19 protein-coding genes and 1 pseudogene are annotated in these 20,535 nt (G+C 52.7%); 18 read left to right on the top strand and 2 right to left on the bottom strand.

Features of this window, described 5'->3' with window-relative positions; all coding sequences use genetic code 11:
• Window positions 1–163 precede the first annotated feature (163 nt).
• Both ACI31J_RS01815 and ACI31J_RS01820 read left to right on the top strand, forming a co-directional pair.
• Window positions 164–1,126, top strand: coding sequence for a thymidylate synthase (locus tag ACI31J_RS01815; RefSeq protein ID WP_439772747.1), 963 nt, complete (start codon window positions 164–166; stop codon window positions 1,124–1,126).
• 12 nt (window positions 1,127–1,138) lie between these two features.
• Window positions 1,139–1,636, top strand: a complete 498-nt coding sequence (locus ACI31J_RS01820) for a dihydrofolate reductase (RefSeq protein WP_439772748.1) — start codon at window positions 1,139–1,141, stop codon at window positions 1,634–1,636.
• On the opposite strand, the gene trhA is transcribed toward ACI31J_RS01820, so the two are convergent.
• Complete coding sequence (trhA, locus tag ACI31J_RS01825) at window positions 1,622–2,278, bottom strand: PAQR family membrane homeostasis protein TrhA (protein ID WP_439772749.1); 657 nt, start codon at window positions 2,276–2,278, stop codon at window positions 1,622–1,624. The genes ACI31J_RS01820 and trhA overlap by 15 nt on opposite strands.
• A gap of 191 nt (window positions 2,279–2,469) precedes the next feature.
• On the opposite strand from trhA, the gene ACI31J_RS01830 reads away from it, so the two are divergent.
• The 9 genes from ACI31J_RS01830 (at window position 2,470) to ACI31J_RS01870 (ending at window position 10,932) form a co-directional block, all read left to right on the top strand.
• Window positions 2,470–3,312, top strand: coding sequence for a DegV family protein (locus ACI31J_RS01830; RefSeq protein ID WP_439772750.1), 843 nt, complete (start codon window positions 2,470–2,472; stop codon window positions 3,310–3,312).
• Window positions 3,313–3,326: 14 nt separating this feature from the next.
• Window positions 3,327–4,295 (top strand): SGNH/GDSL hydrolase family protein, encoded by a 969-nt coding sequence (locus ACI31J_RS01835; protein WP_439772751.1) that lies wholly within the window; start codon window positions 3,327–3,329, stop codon window positions 4,293–4,295.
• 4 nt (window positions 4,296–4,299) lie between these two features.
• Complete coding sequence (locus tag ACI31J_RS01840) at window positions 4,300–4,899, top strand: YpmS family protein (RefSeq protein ID WP_439772752.1); 600 nt, start codon at window positions 4,300–4,302, stop codon at window positions 4,897–4,899.
• A gap of 10 nt (window positions 4,900–4,909) precedes the next feature.
• Window positions 4,910–5,131, top strand: a complete 222-nt coding sequence (locus tag ACI31J_RS01845) for a YozE family protein (RefSeq protein ID WP_439772753.1) — start codon at window positions 4,910–4,912, stop codon at window positions 5,129–5,131.
• Between the two features lie 12 nt (window positions 5,132–5,143).
• The gene (gene ylqF / locus ACI31J_RS01850; RefSeq protein ID WP_439772754.1) at window positions 5,144–6,016 is read left to right on the top strand and encodes a ribosome biogenesis GTPase YlqF; all 873 of its coding nucleotides are present in this window, start codon (window positions 5,144–5,146) and stop codon (window positions 6,014–6,016) included.
• A complete protein-coding gene (locus tag ACI31J_RS01855; protein WP_439772755.1) occupies window positions 6,009–6,776 on the top strand; it encodes a ribonuclease HII in 768 nt (255 codons plus the stop codon). Before ylqF ends, ACI31J_RS01855 begins: the two co-directional genes overlap by 8 nt.
• A gap of 47 nt (window positions 6,777–6,823) precedes the next feature.
• Window positions 6,824–7,681: a DNA-processing protein DprA gene (gene dprA / locus ACI31J_RS01860; protein WP_439772756.1), complete on the top strand. Its 858-nt coding sequence runs from the start codon at window positions 6,824–6,826 to the stop codon at window positions 7,679–7,681.
• A gap of 110 nt (window positions 7,682–7,791) precedes the next feature.
• On the top strand, window positions 7,792–9,924 hold the full coding sequence (gene topA / locus ACI31J_RS01865; RefSeq protein ID WP_439772757.1) for a type I DNA topoisomerase: 2,133 nt from the start codon (window positions 7,792–7,794) through the stop codon (window positions 9,922–9,924).
• Window positions 9,925–10,065: 141 nt separating this feature from the next.
• Complete coding sequence (locus ACI31J_RS01870) at window positions 10,066–10,932, top strand: aldose 1-epimerase family protein (protein WP_439772758.1); 867 nt, start codon at window positions 10,066–10,068, stop codon at window positions 10,930–10,932.
• A gap of 84 nt (window positions 10,933–11,016) precedes the next feature.
• Here the strand turns inward: ACI31J_RS01870 and plsY are convergent, their stop codons facing one another.
• A complete protein-coding gene (plsY, locus tag ACI31J_RS01875; protein WP_439772759.1) occupies window positions 11,017–11,643 on the bottom strand; it encodes a glycerol-3-phosphate 1-O-acyltransferase PlsY in 627 nt (208 codons plus the stop codon).
• Between the two features lie 236 nt (window positions 11,644–11,879).
• Between plsY and parE the strand changes: the two genes are divergently transcribed.
• The 7 genes and pseudogenes from parE (at window position 11,880) to ACI31J_RS01910 (ending at window position 20,344) form a co-directional block, all read left to right on the top strand.
• The gene (parE, locus tag ACI31J_RS01880; RefSeq protein ID WP_439772760.1) at window positions 11,880–13,871 is read left to right on the top strand and encodes a DNA topoisomerase IV subunit B; all 1,992 of its coding nucleotides are present in this window, start codon (window positions 11,880–11,882) and stop codon (window positions 13,869–13,871) included.
• Window positions 13,872–13,976: 105 nt separating this feature from the next.
• Window positions 13,977–16,421 carry a DNA topoisomerase IV subunit A gene (gene parC / locus ACI31J_RS01885; RefSeq protein WP_439772765.1) on the top strand — a complete coding sequence of 815 codons (2,445 nt, stop codon included), beginning with the start codon at window positions 13,977–13,979 and terminating at the stop codon, window positions 16,419–16,421.
• Window positions 16,422–16,447: 26 nt separating this feature from the next.
• A complete protein-coding gene (locus ACI31J_RS01890; protein WP_439772761.1) occupies window positions 16,448–16,951 on the top strand; it encodes a DUF1836 domain-containing protein in 504 nt (167 codons plus the stop codon).
• Between the two features lies 1 nt (window position 16,952).
• Window positions 16,953–17,407 (top strand): annotated as a pseudogene (locus tag ACI31J_RS01895) (NUDIX hydrolase).
• A gap of 105 nt (window positions 17,408–17,512) precedes the next feature.
• Window positions 17,513–18,448 (top strand): manganese-dependent inorganic pyrophosphatase, encoded by a 936-nt coding sequence (locus tag ACI31J_RS01900; protein WP_439772762.1) that lies wholly within the window; start codon window positions 17,513–17,515, stop codon window positions 18,446–18,448.
• A gap of 128 nt (window positions 18,449–18,576) precedes the next feature.
• The gene (locus ACI31J_RS01905; RefSeq protein WP_439772763.1) at window positions 18,577–19,974 is read left to right on the top strand and encodes a C69 family dipeptidase; all 1,398 of its coding nucleotides are present in this window, start codon (window positions 18,577–18,579) and stop codon (window positions 19,972–19,974) included.
• 94 nt (window positions 19,975–20,068) lie between these two features.
• Window positions 20,069–20,344: a hypothetical protein gene (locus tag ACI31J_RS01910; protein ID WP_439772764.1), complete on the top strand. Its 276-nt coding sequence runs from the start codon at window positions 20,069–20,071 to the stop codon at window positions 20,342–20,344.
• The last annotated feature ends 191 nt before the right edge of the window (window positions 20,345–20,535 follow it).

The raw sequence follows: 20,535 nt of genomic DNA on the forward strand, positions 1-20,535 counted from the left end.
TTTGTGGACGAATGATCCGCACCCCAAACATTTTAGACACAACTACAAAAAGCCGCCAGGATAGTCCTGACGGCTTTTTGTAGTTTCAAGGTAAGAGCTTCAACGTTAGGTTAAATATTGTGGTATATTATTAGCAATCAATACAAGGAGTCTGATGAGAAAAATGGCAGAAAACACTAATGAACAGCAGTACCTTAACCTGGCCCGCTATGTTCTGGAGAACGGTCACGAGAAGTCTGACCGGACGGGGACGGGGACGCGCTCGGTCTTTGGCTATCAGATGCGCTTTGCTCTCAGCAAGGGCTTCCCACTCTTGACCACAAAGAAGGTGCCCTTTGGTTTGATCAAGAGCGAGTTGCTCTGGTTTTTGCGCGGGGACACCAACATCCGCTTCCTCCTTCAGCACCACAACCACATCTGGGACGAATGGGCCTTCAAGAAGTGGGTTACCAGCTCAGAATACCATGGTCCTGATATGACGGATTTTGGTCACCGCTGGCTGAAGGATCCCGAATTCAAGAAGCAGTACCTGGCTGAGAAGAAAGCTTTCTGCCAACGGGTCTTAGACGATGACGAATTCGCCAAGAAATATGGTGACCTGGGACTAGTCTACGGGAGCCAGTGGCGGCATTGGAAGACCAGCCAGGGGGACACGATTGACCAGCTGGGCAACGTGATTCACCAGATCAAGACGACGCCCGATTCCCGGCGGCTGATTGTTTCGGCCTGGAATCCTGAGGACGTGCCTTCAATGGCCTTGCCACCCTGCCACACCATGTTTCAGTTTTACGTAAACGACGGCAAGTTGAGCTGCCAACTTTACCAGCGCAGTGCTGACATCTTCCTAGGAGTGCCCTTCAACATCGCCAGTTATGCCCTGCTGACAGAAATGATCGCGCATGAGTGCGGTTTGAAGGCCGGAGATTTTGTTCACACACTTGGGGATGCCCACATCTACCTCAACCACCTCGATCAGATCAAAGAACAATTATCCCGCACGCCCCACGCCGCGCCTAAGTTAATCTTGCCAGACCAGCCAAAACCGATTGACCAGTACCAGATGACGGACATCAAGCTGGAAGGCTACACGCATGAGCCGGCCATCAAGGCGCCGGTAGCGGTCTAAGGAGGCAGTTAAATGACTGAGATCAGTTTTGTATGGGCCGAGGACCTGGACGGCTGGATTGGGAAAGATAACGCTTTGCCCTGGCACGTCCCAGCTGACCTGCGGCACTTTAAGCAGGTAACACTGGGCCATCCCATCATCATGGGGCGCCGAACCTATGAATCAATTGGGCGGCCGCTGCCCCACCGCGAAAATATCGTTCTGACCCATCACGACCTGGATGCTTCCGGGATCACGGTTGTTCATGACCTGGCGAGCCTGAAAGACTACCTTGGCCAATTAGCTGAAAATAAGGTCTGCGTCATCGGCGGCGCCGGGGTATTTGCTGCCCTGTTGCCGCTGGCGACGGTCTTAGAGCGGACAGTGATCAACGGCCACTACCACGGTGATACAAAAATGCCACCGGTTGATTATTCCCAGTGGCAGCTAGTTGGCCGGCAGGCCGTTGTCACTGATGGGGACAGCCGGCCAACCTGTTGGTTTGAACAGTGGCGATTAAACGAAGAATAGGATAGAGAAGTACATGAAGCCGGTTCCTAGCAAAACAAACAGGTGCCAGATCAGGTGCGTGTAACGGGTCGGCCGGCTGTACAACAGGGCCCCCAGGGTGAAGGTGACGCCGCCGGCAAGGAGCAGTCCAAAGCCGACGGGACCAAGTGCGCGCCAGAGGGGCACGAAAGCAAATATACACATCCAGCCCATTAGGACGTAGATTAAGGTCGAAAGGTTGCTCTTGTGCTTAAGCCAAATGCTCTTGTAGACGACTCCCAGCACGGCCAGTCCCCAGATGATTCCAAAGAGGGTCCAGCCGGCCCAGCCGCGGATGCTGACCAGACAGTATGGGGTGTAGGTCCCGGCAATCAGGATAAAGATCATTGCGTGATCAAAAATTCGAAAGAGGTGCCGGGCCCGGGTAAAGTAGAGGGCGTGGAAAAGAGTTGAAGAGAGGTAGAAGAGTACTAAGATGCTACCGTAGATTGTGAAGGTGACGATGCGCATCGGATCACCTGTGTGAGCGGCCCGAATGATTAAAAAGACCAGTCCGGCAATTGCCAGCCCCGCCCCAATTCCATGGGTGACCGCATTGGCAATTTCGATTAGCAGTTCCTGGCGGTTTTGTGGGCGATGCGAGTTAGGTGATGTTCTGATCATGATAATTACCCCTTTCTGGTTGATCAGCGATGAATTCTTCAATGATATTTGCTATACTAAAGGCTGAATATTAACCAAATCAATGGTACGACATTTAAAAAATGTGTATAATAGTTTTGATGATTGCCTAGCTAGTTTCGATAACTAGATAGATTATAACATAGATATGCACACAGGGAGAGTAGATTTCCATGGCAAATGTAAAAATAGTTTGTGATTCTTCTGCCGGTTTGACCGAAGAGGAGATTCAAAAATATAACATTACGATTGTTCCGTTGACTGTGATGATTGACGGGACGGTTTATACGGAGCGGGAAACGATCACGAACGACCAGTTCCCCGAGATGATGAAGAATGCCAAGTCCCTGCCCAAGACTTCCCAGCCACCGATCGGCAAGTTTGTGGACGTCTTTGATAAGCTCGGTGCAGATGGCAGTGAGGTGCTTTGTGTAACGATGATGTCCTCCATCTCTGGGACCGTTCACGCCGCTGAACAGGCAGCAGAACTTTCTAAGACAAAGGTGACGGTCTACGATTCACAGACGACCGACCAGGGGATGGCCTTCCAGATTGTGGAGGCGGCCCAGGTCTTAGAAAACGGGGGGACGGTTGAGGATGCCATTGCCAAGATGAAGGAAGTCCTCGAAAAGAGCAAGCTCTACCTTGCAATTGATAACCTCCGTAACTTGGTCGCTGGGGGCCGGATCAGCAAGTTTGCCGGTGCCCTGTCCAGTCTGTTAAACATCAAGGTAATGCTCCAAGTTTCCGGCGGGCAAATCCACATCTTGATGAAGGGCCGCGGAACAAAGGCTATCCATAAGGAATGGGATAAGCTACTGAGTGAAATGGCAGCCGGTCCTAAGGTTAAGGCAATTGGAATTTCTCATGTTCAAGCGGACAAGGAGGTTGCCCGTCTGAAGGAGGCCCTGAACAAGCTCTATCCAAACATCAAGATTATCGTTCGGGAGACGGTGCCGATTATTGCGACCCACACTGGAATGGGGGCCTGCTGTCTCCTGTACTACACTGAATAAAGAATTTGGCGGTCATGTATACGGCCGCTTTTATTTATCTAAAGGAGGGGTTGTTCGTGAAGAAGAAGGGCTGGTTAGCAGTCATACTGATCGCTATTATTTTGCTGGGTGTCGGCTGGGGATGGTATCGCCAGCGCACCGTCAGACCTGCTTCCCAAACAGTGCAAGTGAGTCGGCCCCGCTATGTGGAGCGCAAGCACGTTAAATTGGTGGCGCTTGGTGATTCCCTTACCCACGGGCAGGGGGATGAAACCAACAATGGCGGTTATGTCGGTATCATCAAGCAAAAAATTGAGCATCGCTACCGTAAGACGACGGTAACCACAGTCAATTATGGGGTTAGCGGGGACCGGTCTGATCAAATTCTTGACCGGCTGAACAGTCAAAAGCAAATTCGTCAGGACCTTAAGCATGCCAATGTGATCACGATGACGGTCGGGGGGAATGACCTGATGCAGAGGTTGGAAGCAAATGCCATGGATTCGCCCGATCAGATCAACAGTGAGGTCAAGACAGCCAGCCGGACGTACCAAAAGAAGCTCAAAAAGCTCTTTACGGCGGTACGTAAGCAAAATCCGCACGCCCCGATCTTTGTAATGAGTATCTATAACCCCTTTTACACCTATTTTCCGAATGTAACGACGATCAGTGATGCCGTTAGTTACTGGAACAAGACCACTCAGCAGGTGATGAGAAACTATTCTCAGATGTATTTTGTTGACATTAATCATCTGATGTCATACGGTCAGTACCGGACAAAGGCGGCCCGGCAGCAACTGGTGAGTGCCGAAAATAAGGCCAACCAGGGCAAGGTTAGTCAGACCCGGCTCATCAGGGTGATGGATGACAAAGACAAGAACTTAAATAACTATATTTCTACGGAAGACAACTTCCACCCCAACCATACCGGATATGAGCACATTGCCCAGCGACTGTTCAAGGCAATGGTTCACCACCACAGTTGGGAATACGTAAAGAGGTAGGATAATGAGTAAAGTAGAGAAGAAAAAATTTAACGGCTGGAAGCTGGCGTTCTTTGGCCTGCTGGCCGCAATTGTAGTCGGCGGGGCGGTAGTAGTCCAACGGGCTGCGGCCCCCGCCCCAGCGCCCGAGGTCAGCCGGCCGGCTCAGCCTGCTGACACGTCATTGACGGTTGCCTTGAACCGCAAGCAGGTCAACGCGCTCTCGGCAAACTACCTGAATAAGTTCCTAAAAGGGGAACAGGTTAAGTACCACTTCATTGTGGGTAAAAAGTATGCTACTTTGGTCGGTGACACCAAATTTATGGGGGCCAAGATCCGGTTTGCGATCAACTTCATTCCGCAGACGACCAAGGAGGGCAACGTCTTATTAAAGGCGAAGGGCCTTTCCGTTGGTCAGCTGAATATCCCCTTACAGTTCGTAATGGGTTACATCGCCAAGAATTACAATATTCCTAAGTGGGTTTCCATCGATGCCAAGAAGAAGACGGTCTTGCTCGATCTTAACCGCTATAGCAAGCACCGTTCGCTGAAGTACTCGGCAGAGGAGATCAACATGGCAGCCGGTCGCTTTAGTTTCCTGATCACCGTGCCAACCAACAACTAGGAGGATCTATATGCGTGATAGTTTTTATCGTTATCTGATGACCCAGCGAAAGCCGACTGATGCCGATGAGATTGAGCAATTTGCCAACAACGCTTTTTTGGACAGCAGCTTTCCTAAGCAGTCCACCGATTTTGAAGAAATTTCCCAATACTTAGAAGAAAATGCTGAGTACCTGCCATCGATGACCATCTTTGATTCGGCCTGGCAACGGTACCTGGATGCAATGAATTAAGGAGGCAGAAAAATGGCAGTAATTCAATGGTTCCCTGGACACATGGCCAAGGCCCTTCGTCAGATCCGTGAACAGATGCCGTTGGTCGACATCGTGTTTGAACTGGTGGATGCCCGGGTACCGTATTCTTCACAGAATCCCGAAGTCGCACTGGCAGCAGGTGAAAAGCCTCGCCTGCTGATCATGACCAAGACCGACCTGGCGGATCAGCAGCGCCTGGCCGAGTGGTTGCAATTCTTTAAGGAGAAGGGCCAGCCAGTCTTAGCCCTCGATTCCCGTCAACACAACGTGGCAAAGATTGTAACGGCCAAGAGCAAGGAGATCCTCCGCGAGAAGCTGGCAGAGGAGGCTGCCAAGGGGCTCAAGAAGCGGCCGATCAGGGCCATGTGTGTTGGGGTGCCGAACGTCGGCAAGTCGACCTTATTAAATCACCTGGTCAAGAAGAACGTGGCTGTTACTGGTAATCGTCCTGGGGTCACCACCGGTCAGCAGTGGCTGCGTTCTTCGGCCGAGCTGGAGTTGTTGGATACCCCTGGGGTCCTTTGGCACAAGTTTGCCAGTGCCAAACAGGGTCAAATGCTGGCTTTAAGCGGTGCCATCAAGGACAGCCTCTACCCCAAGGATGACGTGGCCCTGTTTGCGCTTCGCTATTTGCGTGAACATCATCCGGACATGTTGCGCGAGCGCTACCGGTTAAGCGAAGCCGATCTGGCAGAAGAGGTTACTGATCCGGACCTGCTTTTGACGATTACCCAGAAGATGGGCTTTCGTGATGATTACGATCGGGCCAGCGAACGGCTGATTTTTGACCTGCGAAAGGGTAAGCTGGGGCCGATCACCATGGAAGTTCCCGCGGACCTGAATGCGGAGGGCATCAATGAGTGAAACGGTTAAGCAAATTAAGGAACGGCTCAGTCAACTGACGGACCGTTCCGACCCGTATGTCCAAGCCCTTACCGCGGATTCGCGCAAGGGGGTGCAGCAGGCCCTTGCTCAGTTTTACCGGCGCCTTGACCGGCTAGCGAAGGCCCAGGCGGCGTTTCGGCGGCGCTTTCACTATGAAGAAGCCCTCTGGCAACGGGGGTGCCGGTACGTGGCGGGGATGGACGAGGTCGGCCGTGGACCGCTGGCTGGCCCGGTGGTCACCTGCGCCGTGATCCTGCGGCCTGACTTTGACCTGGTGGGGGTGACCGACTCGAAGCAGTTGACTCGCCACGAACGTGAGCAATTGTATCTGCAAATCGTCAACGAGGCTGTGGAGGTCAGTATCGCCGTGAATGACCGGGAGACAATTGATCGGTTAAATATCTATGCAGCTACCCAGGATGCGATGATCAGGGCGGTCAACAACCTCCATCACCGTCCCGACCACCTGATTGTCGACGCGGTCCCGCTCAAAATACCGATTCCCCAGACGACCCTGATCAAGGGGGACCAGAAGAGCATTAGCGTGGCGGCGGCCAGCATTGTGGCTAAGGAATACCGGGACCACCTGATGAAAGACTATGATCGGGTCTATCCCGGATATGGCCTAGCCGAGAACATGGGCTATGGGACCCGTGAGCACCTGGCCGGCCTGGCTGCCCACGGGGCTACACCAATTCATCGCCGGTCGTTTCGCCCGGTTCAGGACTACTTAAAATAATACATTTTAGGGTAAACCTCGTACTTGATATAGTAGGAGGTCTTTTTATGTTACAAGTAGATGATTTCTTGTTGCGATTGAGCCTTTGCCGGGGGCTGGGCCGGGGAGATAAGTATCGTTTGTGGTGCCGGGCTCGGCAGCTGCAGTACGACACGGACCTGCCAAGGCTGATTAAAGATTGCCAACTCACCTTGCAGGCCCAGACCGCCCTGTTAAATAACTGGAATAGTCCGCAACTAACTCGGGCCATGAGCATAAACCAGGGTTATCCCCACGTCACGATTGCCGATTCTGAATATCCGACGGCCTTACGGGAAATCTTCGCCCCGCCATTGGTCCTGTTTTATGCCGGCAACCTGGCACTTTTACAACGCCCCTGCTTAGGGATCGTTGGAGCACGAGATGCCTCGGCCTATGGAACGGGGGTCCTCCGGGGATTCATTCCCGAGATTGTCAAACACCGGCTGGTGATCGTCAGCGGCCTGGCCCAGGGGATCGACGGACTAAGTCACCAAATAACTCTTGAACATGGCGGGATGACAATTGGGGTGATCGGCTGCGGGCTTGACCGCGTTTATCCGGCAGCCAACCGGCAGTTACAGCAGGCAGTGGCTAACCGGGGACTGGTGTTGTCGGAGTACGGCTACGGGGAGCCGCCGCTGGCCTGGCACTTTCCCGAAAGGAACCGCATAATCGCCGGGCTGAGCCAGACCCTCCTGGTGGTGGAGGCCAAGCGGCGCAGCGGCAGCTTGATCACGGCTAATTTGGCCCTGGATGAGAACCGGAATGTCTGCGCCGTTCCCGGCCGTATTGATACGATCCGGTCGTTGGGCTGCAACGAACTGATCGCCGCGGGGGCCAAGCCCATCCTGCGGGCCCAGGACTTGATTGACGAATTCAGCTAGCCGTGTCTTTTTACGTTAATTTCTCAAAAAGGTCTTTTCTGATTTGACAGATGATGGTTAAATGGACTAATAATAGAAGAGAAATTAAAAGAACGTGAGGAGCCGACTTTATGGCAACCAAAACAACGACAAGTAAGACAAAGAAAACAAGCCGTCGGAAGACTACCCGACGCGCTAAACCAAAGAAGAATCTAGTGATCGTGGAATCGCCATCTAAGGCGAAGACCATTGGCAAGTTCCTGGGGCGGTCCTACAAGGTTGTTGCCAGCCTTGGTCATATTCGGGACCTGCCCAAGAGCCGAATGGGGGTCGACGTCGAAAATAACTACCAGCCTGACTACATCTCCATTCGGGGCAAGGGCGACGTCATCAAGGAACTGCGCAAGGACGCGAAGAACGCCAAGGCTATCTACCTGGCATCTGACCCAGACCGGGAAGGAGAAGCCATTGCCTGGCACGTTTCTAATATTTTGAAGCTTGATGACCAGCAGAAGAACCGGGTGACCTTCAACGAAATTACCAAGGATGCGGTCAAGGAAGCCTTCAAGGAACCCCGGACGATCAATATGGACCTGGTAGATGCCCAGCAGGCACGACGGGTTTTAGACCGGCTGGTGGGGTATTCCATCAGCCCGATCCTCTGGAAGAAGGTCAAGAAGGGGCTCAGTGCCGGTCGGGTCCAGTCAGTGGCCCTCAACCTGATCATCCAACGAGAAAACGAGATCAAGCAGTTTAAGCCGGAGGAATACTGGACAATTGATGCCGAGTTTGCCCACGGTCAGGACCGCTTCCAGGCCAGCTTCTATGGCGAGGGCGGCAAGAAGACCCGCTTGCATAATAACGATGATGTTCAGGCTATCCTGGGCAAACTGGATAAGCGGAAGAACTTCACCATCACCAAGGTGGTTCGCAAGGAACGCAAGCGTCAGCCACAACCACCGTACACGACATCCACGATGCAGCAGGATGCTAACCGCCGACTCAACTTCCGGACCCGGAAGACAATGATGGCGGCTCAGATGCTCTATGAAGGAATCGACATCAAACAGGGGTCCCCAGTCGGGTTGATCACTTACATGCGGACGGACTCTACCCGGATTGCTTCGATCGCCAAGCACGAAGCCTCTAAGTTTATTCACGAAAAGTATGGTGGCGAGTATGCAGCAATCAAACCAGTCAAGGGAAAGCTGCCGGAAGGGGCCCAGGATGCCCACGAAGCTATTCGCCCAACGTCGGTTTACCGGACCCCGGCAGACATGAAGCCGTACCTGACTAACGATCAGTACAAGCTCTACAGCCTGATCTGGTCGCGCTTTGTAGCCAGCCAGATGACGCCGCAGGTGGTAGATACGATGACGGTGGACCTTGAACAGGCGGGGGTCGACTTCCGGGCCAATGGTTCGAAAGTCAAGTTTCCGGGCTTTACCAAGGTCTACAAGCGGGGCGAGGAGAAGGATAACCTCCTGCCGGACCTGGACGAGGGCGATACCGCCAAGCTGGTCAGTGATAATCCGGAACAACACTTTACCCAGCCACCGGCTCGCTACACGGAAGCGGCCCTGATTAAGACCCTGGAACAAAACGGGGTCGGGCGGCCGTCGACCTACGCGCCAACCCTGGACACGATCCAGCGGCGTTACTATGTCCGGCTGGTTTCGCGGCACTTTGAACCCACGGAGCTTGGTGAGATCGTTAACCGGATCATTGAGCAACAGTTCCCAGAGATCGTCAATGCCAAATTTACCGCCGACGTGGAAGGGGAATTGGACCAGGTCGAGGAAGGCAAACAGAACTGGATTAAGGTGGTCGATAGCTTCTACCAGCCGTTTTCCAAGGAGGTCAAGGACGCCGAAGAAAAGGTCGACAAGATCCAGATGCGTGATGAATTAGCGGGAATGGACTGTGAGATCTGCGGGGCGCCGATGGTCGTTAAGATGGGTCGCTACGGCAAGTTCTACGCCTGCTCGCGCTTCCCGAAGTGTCGGAATACTAAGGCAATCGTTAAGGATACCGGCGTTACCTGTCCTAAGTGTCACCAGGGGACGGTCGTCGAGCGGAAGTCAAAGAAGAACCGGGTCTTCTATGGTTGTTCCCGGTATCCGGATTGCGACTTTGTTTCCTGGGATAAGCCGATTGGTCGGCAATGCCCAAAGGATGGCCACTACCTGGTTGAAAAGAAGGTCAAGGGGGGCAAGCAGGTTGTTTGTCCAAACGGCGATTACCAGGAAGCAGTTCAGAAGTAAAAAAGTAAAAATTAAAAAATAAATTTTTACTAAATTTACTTAGTAAAAATTGTTGAAAGGGGTTTCCTAACCTGCTATGGTGTGGTTAGGAAATTTTTTATAGGCGTAATGATAATCGTTTAACAATTGGAGGAACGGACAATGATTACACTAACAAACGATCAATTGACGGTACAGGTAAATGAGCTGGGAGCTCAGCTGCACAGCATTAAGCGTTATGGTGATTCTCACGAATACCTCTGGCAGGGTGATTCGGCTAGCTGGGGACGGCAGGCACCAATTCTTTTCCCCTTTGTCGGTCGGTTGAAAGGAGACCAGTATGTTTTCGACGGTCGTACCTACCATCAGACCCAGCATGGTTTTGCGCGTGATCGGCTCTTCAAGGTGGTCAGCCAGGAAGCAGACCAGGTGACCCTCGAACAGCGCGATGATGAACAAACCAGGAAGGCATTCCCCTTTGCCTTCGTCCTGCAGGTGACGATGAAACTGGTTGATGACCAGCTCCAGATCAGCTATTTAGTCAAGAACCCTTCTGTTGATCATTCGTTAATTTACGCAATCGGTGCCCACCCCGGTTTCAATATGCCCCTGGGGAGCGGCAGGGTTCAACTGAGTGTTCAGCCAGCCGAGACCTATTCCCGGGTGGTTCTTCAGGGCGCCTATAACGATTCTAATCATCCCCAAGTTATCGACATGCACCAGTCGATGGAACTTAATCACCAGGTCTTTGAGCATGATGCGGTGATCTTCAAAACAGCGGGGAGCAACTTTATGGCGACCCTGACTGACCCGGCAAGCAAACGTGGGGTGACGGTGGCGACTGAGGGCACCCAATACGTTGGTGTCTGGTCTTCGTACCCGGCCCAGGGGGAATTTATCTGTGTCGAACCATGGTGGGGGATCGCCGATAACCTGAATGCAGACGGCCAGCTCCTTCATAAGCAAGATATGCACCGCTTGGCCCCGCAGCAGTGTGCCCAGTACCGCTTTAACATTCGGCCATTCTAGTATCTTCAGTACTAATTGTGAAAAAAGAACCGTTCGAACTCTGTTGCGGAATTCGAACGGTTCTTTTATAAACCCGTAATGTAATTATTTTTGATGACGTTGGCGAAGGTAGTGCCCGAGGCCAAAATTGACCATCGATTCCTTACCGGCCATGATTCGTCTGATGTTGCTCTTGTGACGGTTAAGGACCACCAGAGTCAAGATTCCGGCGACCAGAGACAGGATCCAATCATGTTCGCACAGGGCGATGATGAAGATGGCCGAGATTCCGATAATGCTGGCAACGCTGGCCATGCTGGTCAACAGGAGAGTGCCGATAAAGATCAGGCAGGCGATCCCGAAGAGCGGCGGGTTGTAAGCCAGCAGGATCCCGGCACTAGTGGCGACGGCTTTGCCCCCATGGAAGTGGTCAAAGATGGAGACGGTGTGGCCCAGGGAGGCGAAGATCCCGATCAAAAGGGGGTTGACGCTGGCACTAATTCCCCAGAAGTAGGGTTGGCAAGCAGCCAGGGTCCCCTTTAGGATGTCCATTAAGAGAACGACAACGCCGGCTTTTGGGCCCAGGGTCCGAAAGGTGTTAGTTGTGCCGATGTTACCGCTGCCCAGCTGCCGGATATCCTTGTGGTAGAAAATCTTACCGATCCAGAGTCCTGACGGGATGGAACCCAGCAGGTAGGCTACGATAATCATGACGATTATTTTGAATGTCATTTAATTTTGCTCCTCAATATCATTGCATTATTGCTCATCAAGGATAGCATGAAACCCCGCCTTTCGCCACTCGGATTTGCGGTGATTGGCAATTGTGATTTGCGAAACGGTCGAGTTTTGAGTATTATTCATATGTATCGGCTGCGTCGATTTGCTGGCAAAATGATTTGCGTTCGGTGAATGGCAATGCTAGAATGTTTTATCGAACATATGTTTAATACGATACTAATTGTGTTATGGGAGGTCATTTTGTGACCACAAAGAAAGTAAAATATGATGATTCTTCAATTCAAGTCTTAAAGGGCCTGGAAGCGGTGCGCAAGCGGCCGGGGATGTACATCGGGTCGACCGATGCCCGCGGGTTGCATCACCTAGTTTACGAAATTGTCGACAATGCCGTCGATGAAGCCCTGTCAGGATACGGGAACGAAATCAACGTGACGATTGAAGCTGATAATGCCATCACGGTTCAGGATCACGGTCGGGGGATGCCGGTTGGGATGCATGCTTCGGGCAAGCCAACGCCGGAAGTGATCATGACGGTGCTCCATGCCGGTGGGAAGTTCGGCCAAGCGGACGGCTATAAGACCTCTGGCGGTTTGCACGGGGTCGGGGCCTCAGTTGTCAATGCCTTATCAACTCATCTGACGCTGACCATTGTTCGTGATCACCAACGCTACCAGGAGATCTTTAAAGACGGGGGGCAGCCGGTGGGCACTCTGAAAAAACTGGGAAAGACCACGGCTGGCAACGGAACGACTGTCTCATTCAAGCCAGACCCGGCGATCTTCACTACCACTGTCTATGATTACAACACCCTTGCTAATCGGTTGCGCGAGTCGGCATTCCTTTTGAAGGGGATCAAGATCGTTCTGACCGACAAGCGGCCCGGTCAGGAAAAGCAGGACGTCTTCCAATACAAGGATGGGATCCAGGAGTTTGTGTCTTACCTCAACGAAGGCAAGGATACCCTGGGCAAGATCCTGTACTTTGACGGCAAACAGGATGGGGTCGAGGTTGAAGTGGCAGCTCAATATAACGACGGCTACTCCGAAAACCTCCTTTCCTTTGTTAACAATGTGCGGACGCCAGATGGCGGGACCCACGAGGCTGGATTCCGTAGTGCCTGGACCAAGACCTTTAATGAGTATGCCAAACGGGTCGGACTCCTCAAGGCCAACGACAAGAACCTGGAGGGGAGCGACGTGCGTGAAGGCTTGACGGCCGTGGTTTCCGTCCGGATTCCCGAACGCCTCCTGCAGTTCGAAGGGCAGACCAAGGATAAACTCGGTACTCCGGAGGCCCGGAAGATCGTGGATGGGATCGTCAGCGAACAGCTGAATTACGCCCTGATGGAAAACGGCGACTTCGCTCAGATGCTGATTAGGAAGTCCCTCAAGGCGCGTGAGGCGCGTGAGGCTGCGCGCAAGGCCCGCAACCAGGCCCGGGGCGGCAAGCGCAAGAGCAAGAAGGAACGGAACCTTTCCGGCAAGCTGACCCCGGCTCAGTCTAAGAATGCCAAAAAGAATGAGCTTTTCTTAGTCGAAGGGGACTCAGCCGGCGGTTCCGCCAAGCAGGGCCGCGACCGTAAGTACCAGGCCATCCTGCCGTTGCGGGGGAAGGTCTTGAATACCGAGAAGGCCAAGCTGGACGACGTCTTGAAAAACGAGGAACTGAATACGATCATCTATACGGTTGGTGCGGGGGCCGGTTCAGAGTTTAACGTCGAGGATTCTAACTATGACAAGATCATCATCATGACGGATGCCGATGATGATGGGGCCCACATCCAGATCCTGCTGTTGACGTTCTTCTACAAGTACATGCGGCCGATGATCGAAGCCGGCAAAATCTACATTGCCCTGCCGCCCCTCTACCGTCTCCAGCAGGGCCGGGGAGCCAAGACGAAGATCACCTACGCCTGGACCAACGATGAATTGACCAGTCTGACCAAGAAGATGGGCAAGGGGGCCCAACTCCAGCGGTTTAAGGGACTCGGTGAGATGAATGCCGACCAGCTGTGGGAGACTACGATGAATCCGGAGACGCGGACTCTGATTCGGGTACGGATCGAGGATGCTGAGCTGGCAGAGCGGCGGGTTACCACCTTGATGGGCAACAAGGTGGAGCCGCGGCGTGACTGGATCGAAAAGAATGTTCAGTTTACCTTAAGCGACGACCAGGAGTCCGATAAGCTGGTCGAAAACAAGGGCCGCTTGAACGGCTAAAGAGGGCCGGCAATAATGAGACTGAGTTATTACCCGGTCTCTTTCTTTTTCAAAATAGTGATATAGAAAGGATGCGTTTTTGTGAAGAGCGCTAAAGTAGAGACCATGTCACTCGAACAAATCATGGGTGACCGTTTTGGTCGATATTCAAAATCAATCATTCAGGAGCGGGCCCTGCCGGACATCAGAGACGGCTTAAAACCGGTCCAGCGCCGGATTCTGTTTGCCATGAACAAGGATGGCAACACCTATGACAAGGGCTTTCGCAAGTCTGCCAAGTCGGTGGGGAACGTCATGGGTAACTTCCACCCTCACGGGGATAGTTCGATCTACGAGGCCCTAGTCCGGCTGAGTCAGGACTGGAAGCTGCGCGAACCCCTGGTCGAGATGCACGGAAACAACGGGTCAATGGATGGGGATCCGGCAGCCGCAATGCGGTACACCGAGGCCCGTTTGAGCAAGATCGCCGGCCTGATGCTCCAAGACATTGACAAGGACACGGTCGAGATGACCTTAAACTTTGATGACACGGAGAAGGAACCCACGGTCTTGCCGGCTCGAATTCCCAACCTGCTGGTCAATGGGGCCACGGGGATCTCGGCTGGGTACGCCACCGAGATTCCAACCCACAACCTGAGTGAAGTGTTGGACGCCTTGATCTACTTGATCGGTCACCCGGATGCCAGCCTGGACAAGCTGATGGAATTCATTCCGGGCCCGGACTTCCCAACGGGTGGGATTGTCCAGGGGATCGACGGCATTAAGAAAGCCTACCAGACGGGTCGGGGGCGGATTGTCGTCCGCGCCAAGACCGACATTGAAACCCTGCGTGGGGGCCGCCAGCAGATCAATGTTACTGAGATCCCCTATGAGGTTAACAAGGCCCAGCTGGTGAAGCGGATCAATGATCTCCGCTTGGCCAAGAAGGTTGAAGGCATTGTAGAGGCCCGTGACGAAACCGACCGAAGCGGGTTGCGGATCGCCATTGAGCTCAAACGGGGGGCCAACGCGCAGGGAGTGCTTAACTACCTGCTGAAGAATACGGATCTGCAGATCAACTATAACTTCAACATGGTGGCCATCGATGACCAGCGGCCGATGCGGGTGGGCTTAAAGCACATCCTGACCTCTTATCTGGCCTTCCAGAAGCAAGTCGTGCGGCGGCGGACCCAGTTTAACCTGCAGAAGGCTCAACATCGCCTGCATATTGTTGAAGGGCTGATCAAGGCCCTGTCGATTCTCGATCAGGTCATCAAGACCATTCGGGCCAGCAAGAACCGCAAAGATGCCAAGCAAAACCTGGTTGACCAGTATCAATTCACTGCCGAGCAGGCTGAGGCCATCGTTACCCTGCAGCTCTATCGTTTGACAAATACCGACGTCACCGAGCTGCGTGATGAACAGGACAGGTTGAACAAACGAATCGCGGAGCTTCAGCTGATCATGGATGATGACCACGAATTGGCGGCCGTTCTGCGCAAGGAGATGCGGGCCATCAAGAAAGAATTCGGCAATCCGCGGCGGACCAAGATCGAAGACCAGGTCGAGAAGCTGGAGGTTGATACTAAGGTCACGGTCGCCAAGGAGGACGTCGTGGTCCTGGTTTCCCATGCTGGTTACATTAAACGGAGCAGCCTGCGTTCGTTTAAGGCGTCGGCCCTGGATGAAAACGGCCTGCGGGAGGATGATTACCCGCTGCTGATCGAACAGACGAACACTCTGGCCCACCTGTTCATGTTCACCAACCTCGGGCACGTCATCTACCGGCCGGTCCACGAGATCGCCGATGCCCGCTGGAAGGACACTGGTGAACACATCTCACAGACGATCGGGCTGGCTGATGATGAGGAGATCATCACAGCCATGCTGTTTGACCGCCTCGACATGCCGGGTACTTTTCTGATGGGGACCAGCGATGGCCAGGTCAAGCAGTCTGCCTTTACTGATTATCAGCCAGGGTCACGTTACCGGAGCCATGCCAGTGTTGCTATCAAGCTGAAGAGTCCGACGGCGCGCCTGGTCAGTGTCAATTACTACGAGCCGGCCAATCAAAACCAGTCCCTGCTGGCCATCAGTCGGGACGGTTATGCCGTTCGCTTTGACGTGGCGGATGTTCCGGTCACGGGGATCCGAACTGCCGGTGTACGGGCCATTAACTTGAAGGACGATGATATCATGGCGGACCTGGCTCTGGTAGTCGATGGGCAACGGATCGCTACCATTACCCAGCGGGGGGCCTTCAAGGAGATGCCGCTCGACGAAATCGAAGTGGGGGCCCGTTCACGGCGGGGTGAACTGGTCTTGCATCGACTGAAGCGCAACCCGCACCAGATCGCGGACTTCTTGGCCTATGATGCAGACTTTGCCGGGACCTTTGAGGTGATTACCGACCGGCCGATGTTCCAGGATATCGCGGTCAATGATCACCACCTGGGGTCGGTCAAGTCGAACGGGACCTTTGTTATTGACACTGACACTCAAGGGATCCCGGTTAAGATCCGGCTCAAGAAAACCGCCATCCTGCACGAGACCCCGAGTGCCGTTAACTAATGCTAATGCTGAAATGAGGAATGAGTATGGAAGAGACACGCGAACTGGTGCTGAAACTGCCCCGGTATGCGGAGTTGCCGGCGCTGGGCTTGTATCTCGAGCAGGTGACGACCTATTTGAATGAGCAGTTGGCACCATTGGGGGATGTTCGTTTGACCGGTACGATGGTGAGCAACTACGTCAAACATCACTTGATTGAGCATCCGGTCAGGAAGCTATACAGCCCGGACCAGCTGGCGGACCTGGTGTTTATTGCAGTGGCTAAAAATGTTTTGTCCCTGGCCGATCTCAGGGTTGCCATTCGGATTCAGCAGAATAGTCGTTTTAACCGGGTTGACGCCTATGATTATTTCTGCCAGGAATTGGAGGCAGCGGTCCAAGCGGCCTTTATTGGGCAGCCACGGCCGTTTCCGACCGTCCGGACCGCCCAGCAGAAGATGTTGCACCAGCTGGCTTTGGCAGTTGCGTACAAGGCCAGTGTGGACCGGTTTTTCGCTGCCATGGGTGAACTGGAGAACGCGGAGGGGTAAGATGGCGTATATTAACAAAATTCGGCGATTAGTTGGCCACCAGCCCCTAATCATGACCAGTGCTTCCGGGGCACTATTAAACGATCAGGGCGCAGTCCTCCTTCAGGAGCGGGCCGATACCGGCGACTGGGGTTTCCTGGCGGCTACATGGAGTTTGGCGAGACCTTTGCCCAAACGCTAGTCCGGGAATTCAAGGAGGACGCTGGGGTCGTGGTTCAGCCACAGCGGCTGTTGAAAATGATGGATAGTGATACCTACACCTACCCGAACGGTGACGTGGTCCAGCCCGGCAATGCCTTTTATCTGGTAAAGCGGGCCGATGAGTGCCAGTATCCGACAAAGCCGAGTGAAACGGTTGGGACGCGGTACTTTGGTATGGATGAATCGCCGCATTTCTTCAATCAACAGCATGAAGAAATGTGGGCCCTTCTTAAAGAATATCTGACAAACCGCTAGAAAGCTGTGCACGTTTGTCGGCATTCATGATAAAATGGCTATTAGAGACTGGTTCACGCACGGAATGGATCGGTGCAAAATGTGAACAAACAGGAGGAATCTTTTATGGATAAAGAGTTAGTTTTTGGACACCAAAAGCCAGATACTGATGCGATCACTGCGGCAATGGCGTTCTCATACTTCCAAAACCAATTGGGCTACGAAACAGAAGCGGTTGCCCTTGGCGAACCAAACGACGAAACCAAGTTTGCTTTAAACAAGTTTGGCATGAAGGCACCCCGGGTCGTTGAAACGGTTGCCAATGAAGTCGACAAGGTAATGCTGGTCGACCACAACGAACCACAACAGAGTGTCAGTGACATCGACAAGGTAACGGTTACCCACCTGGTTGACCACCACCGTCTGGCTAACTTCAACACGGCTCAACCACTGTGGGCTACTTTACGTCCTTACGGCTGTGTCAGCACGATCCTGACGGAAATGTTCCAAGAAAAGCACATCGATATTCCAGCTAACCTGGCTGGGATGATGCTTTCTGCCATCATTTCCGACACCCTGCTGCTTAACTCCCCAACGACCACTGACCATGATCGAGAAGCCGTTAAGTACCTGGCCAAGGTTGCCGGTGTGGACGACTACGAGAAGTACGGTGTTGAAATGCTGAAGGCCGGCGCCAACGTTGACGCCAAGGATGACGCCACGATCGTTGATGGCGATGCCAAGACCTTCGAACTGGGCGGCACTAAGATGCGGATCGGCCAAGTAAACGCCGTTGAATTGGACGACGTCTTCAAGCGTCAAGCCGACCTGGAAAAGAAGATGCATGAACTGATGGATGCTAACGGCTACCAACTTTTCATCCTGATCGCTACTAACATCCTAAACAGTGACTCCGAACTGCTGGTTGTTGGTGACGACACTGCCAAGGTTGAAGAAGCATTTGGCCACAAGCTTGATGACAACAACCGGATGAACCTTCCTGGCGTGGTTTCCCGGAAGAAACAAGTGGTTCCACCATTGACGAAGGCCTTCGAAGGCTAATACAGAATTATCTGACGACCTGGATGCTGAATCTGGGTCGTTTTTTATTTTAAAATTTGAGAAGTGTCTATTAAGCGACTACAATAAAAGTAGTTTTGATGTTAATTGGACAAAAAGGAGATCATCATATGCCATGTACAACAATTTTAGTCGGAAAAAAGGCGAGTGCTGACGGTTCGACACTGGTGGCCAGAAACGAGGACTTCGGTCACGCCTTCAACCCCAAGCGGTTCGTTGTGGTGGAACCAGACCAGCAGCCGCAACAGTATCAGTCAGTGACCAACAAGGCCAAGTTTGACCTGCCAAATAACCCGATGCGCTACACAGCCGTCCCAGAAATTCCGGTCGTTGCCAAGAAGATGGGGATCTGGGGTGAGGCCGGCATTAACAGTGCCAACGTTACCATGTCGGCTACGGAAACCAGTACCACCAATTCACGGGTATTGGGAATCGACCCGTTGGTTAAGCAGGGGGTCGGCGAGGAAGACCTGGTCACCCTGGTTTTGCCATATATCCATTCGGCTCGTGAAGGGGTGCAGCTGCTGGGCAAGTACCTTAGCAAGTATGGCACCTACGAATCAAACGGGGTGGCCTTCTCGGACAAGGACGAGGTCTGGTACATGGAAACGATCGGTGGACACCACTGGGCTGCCCAGCGGGTTCCGGACGATTGCTACGTCGTGGCGCCAAACTGGTTTGCGGTGACCGAGTTTGATTTTAGTTCCCCGGACACGATGGCATCCAGTGATCTGGAGCAGTTAATTCTCGACCACCACTTGAACATCGATGGCAAAAAGGGTTATAATCTTCGTCACATCTTTGGCAGTCGCAACGATTCCGACTACCGTTACAACATCCCGCGGCAGTGGTATGTCCAACGCCTCTTCAACCCGAGTGCCAACCCTCAGCCGGACGATCCTGACCTGCCGTTTGCCCGTCAGCCAGAATACCTGCTGACGATCGAGGACGTCAAGTATGCGCTGAGTTCTCACTACCAGCACACTCCATACGATCCTTACAGTGACCTGGGGACGCCGGCTCAGCAGCACGCCTTCCGGCCGATCGGGCTTCAACGGAACTCTGAGGTCCACATTCTCCAAGTGCGGTCAGATGTACCGGCAAAGCTGGCGGGAATCTGCTGGTTAGCGTTTGGGCCCAACGCCTATAATGCCTTGGCACCGTTCTACACAAACGTGAATGATACCCCGGCTGCCTACCGCGATACCAAGGAGCACTACGACATTCAAAACATGTACTGGATGACCCACACACTGGCGACGATCGGTGACGAGCATCCGAAGCGCTATGAGGCGGCTATCGAAGAGATGAAGCAGAATACGATAGCGGCTGGTCGGCATGTCTTGTTGACTACGGATGCGGCAGCTGCCGAACTGGATGGTGGTCAGCTGCAGGAGATACTGACGGCAGCCAACGACCAGACGGCCAAACAGGCTTACTCCCTGGCAATGAAGTGCCTGGGTTCGATGGTGGAAACCGGGTCTCTGCAAATTCGGCTGAACTTCTAGTTGAGAACGCGTAGTCAGTTTTAGATATAATTACTGCCAAGGGCTTGGTTATTACTGAATTACAGGTATAATTAAGTAGAGGAGGGGATGCATAATGTCATTAATGCAAAATACCGCTGAGATTGATAAGACTGGCAAGCAGGTTTACCTGGTTACACTGCTTCGGGAAAGCACCGATCAACCAATGTACCTTGATCAGATGATTTATGAATCTGCTGCTGCCGGACAGAAATTCATGGCTAACCTGACGGCGGCCTTTGTTCGCGCTGGTTACCGTGAAGAAAAAGTCAATGCAGATCATTATAAATTAAATAACGGTCTTGATAAGATTTCACTGACTGGTAAACAGCAGGACGTCTTTAAGGACTAATAAATATTGCCATCTCACCGCTATGGGGATGGCAATTTTATTTAAAAAAATAATTTTTTCTTGCAATTTATCCGTTGATAATGCATAATAATACTTAATTTAGCATATACAATTAATTCCACTTGTATGATGTTAAGATAACTTGATTACGTAATAAGATCGTCCGCCAGTATGGTGGGCGATTTTTTATT

Source organism: Limosilactobacillus sp. (assembly GCF_051873075.1).
Classification (GTDB): Bacteria; Bacillota; Bacilli; order Lactobacillales; family Lactobacillaceae; genus Limosilactobacillus.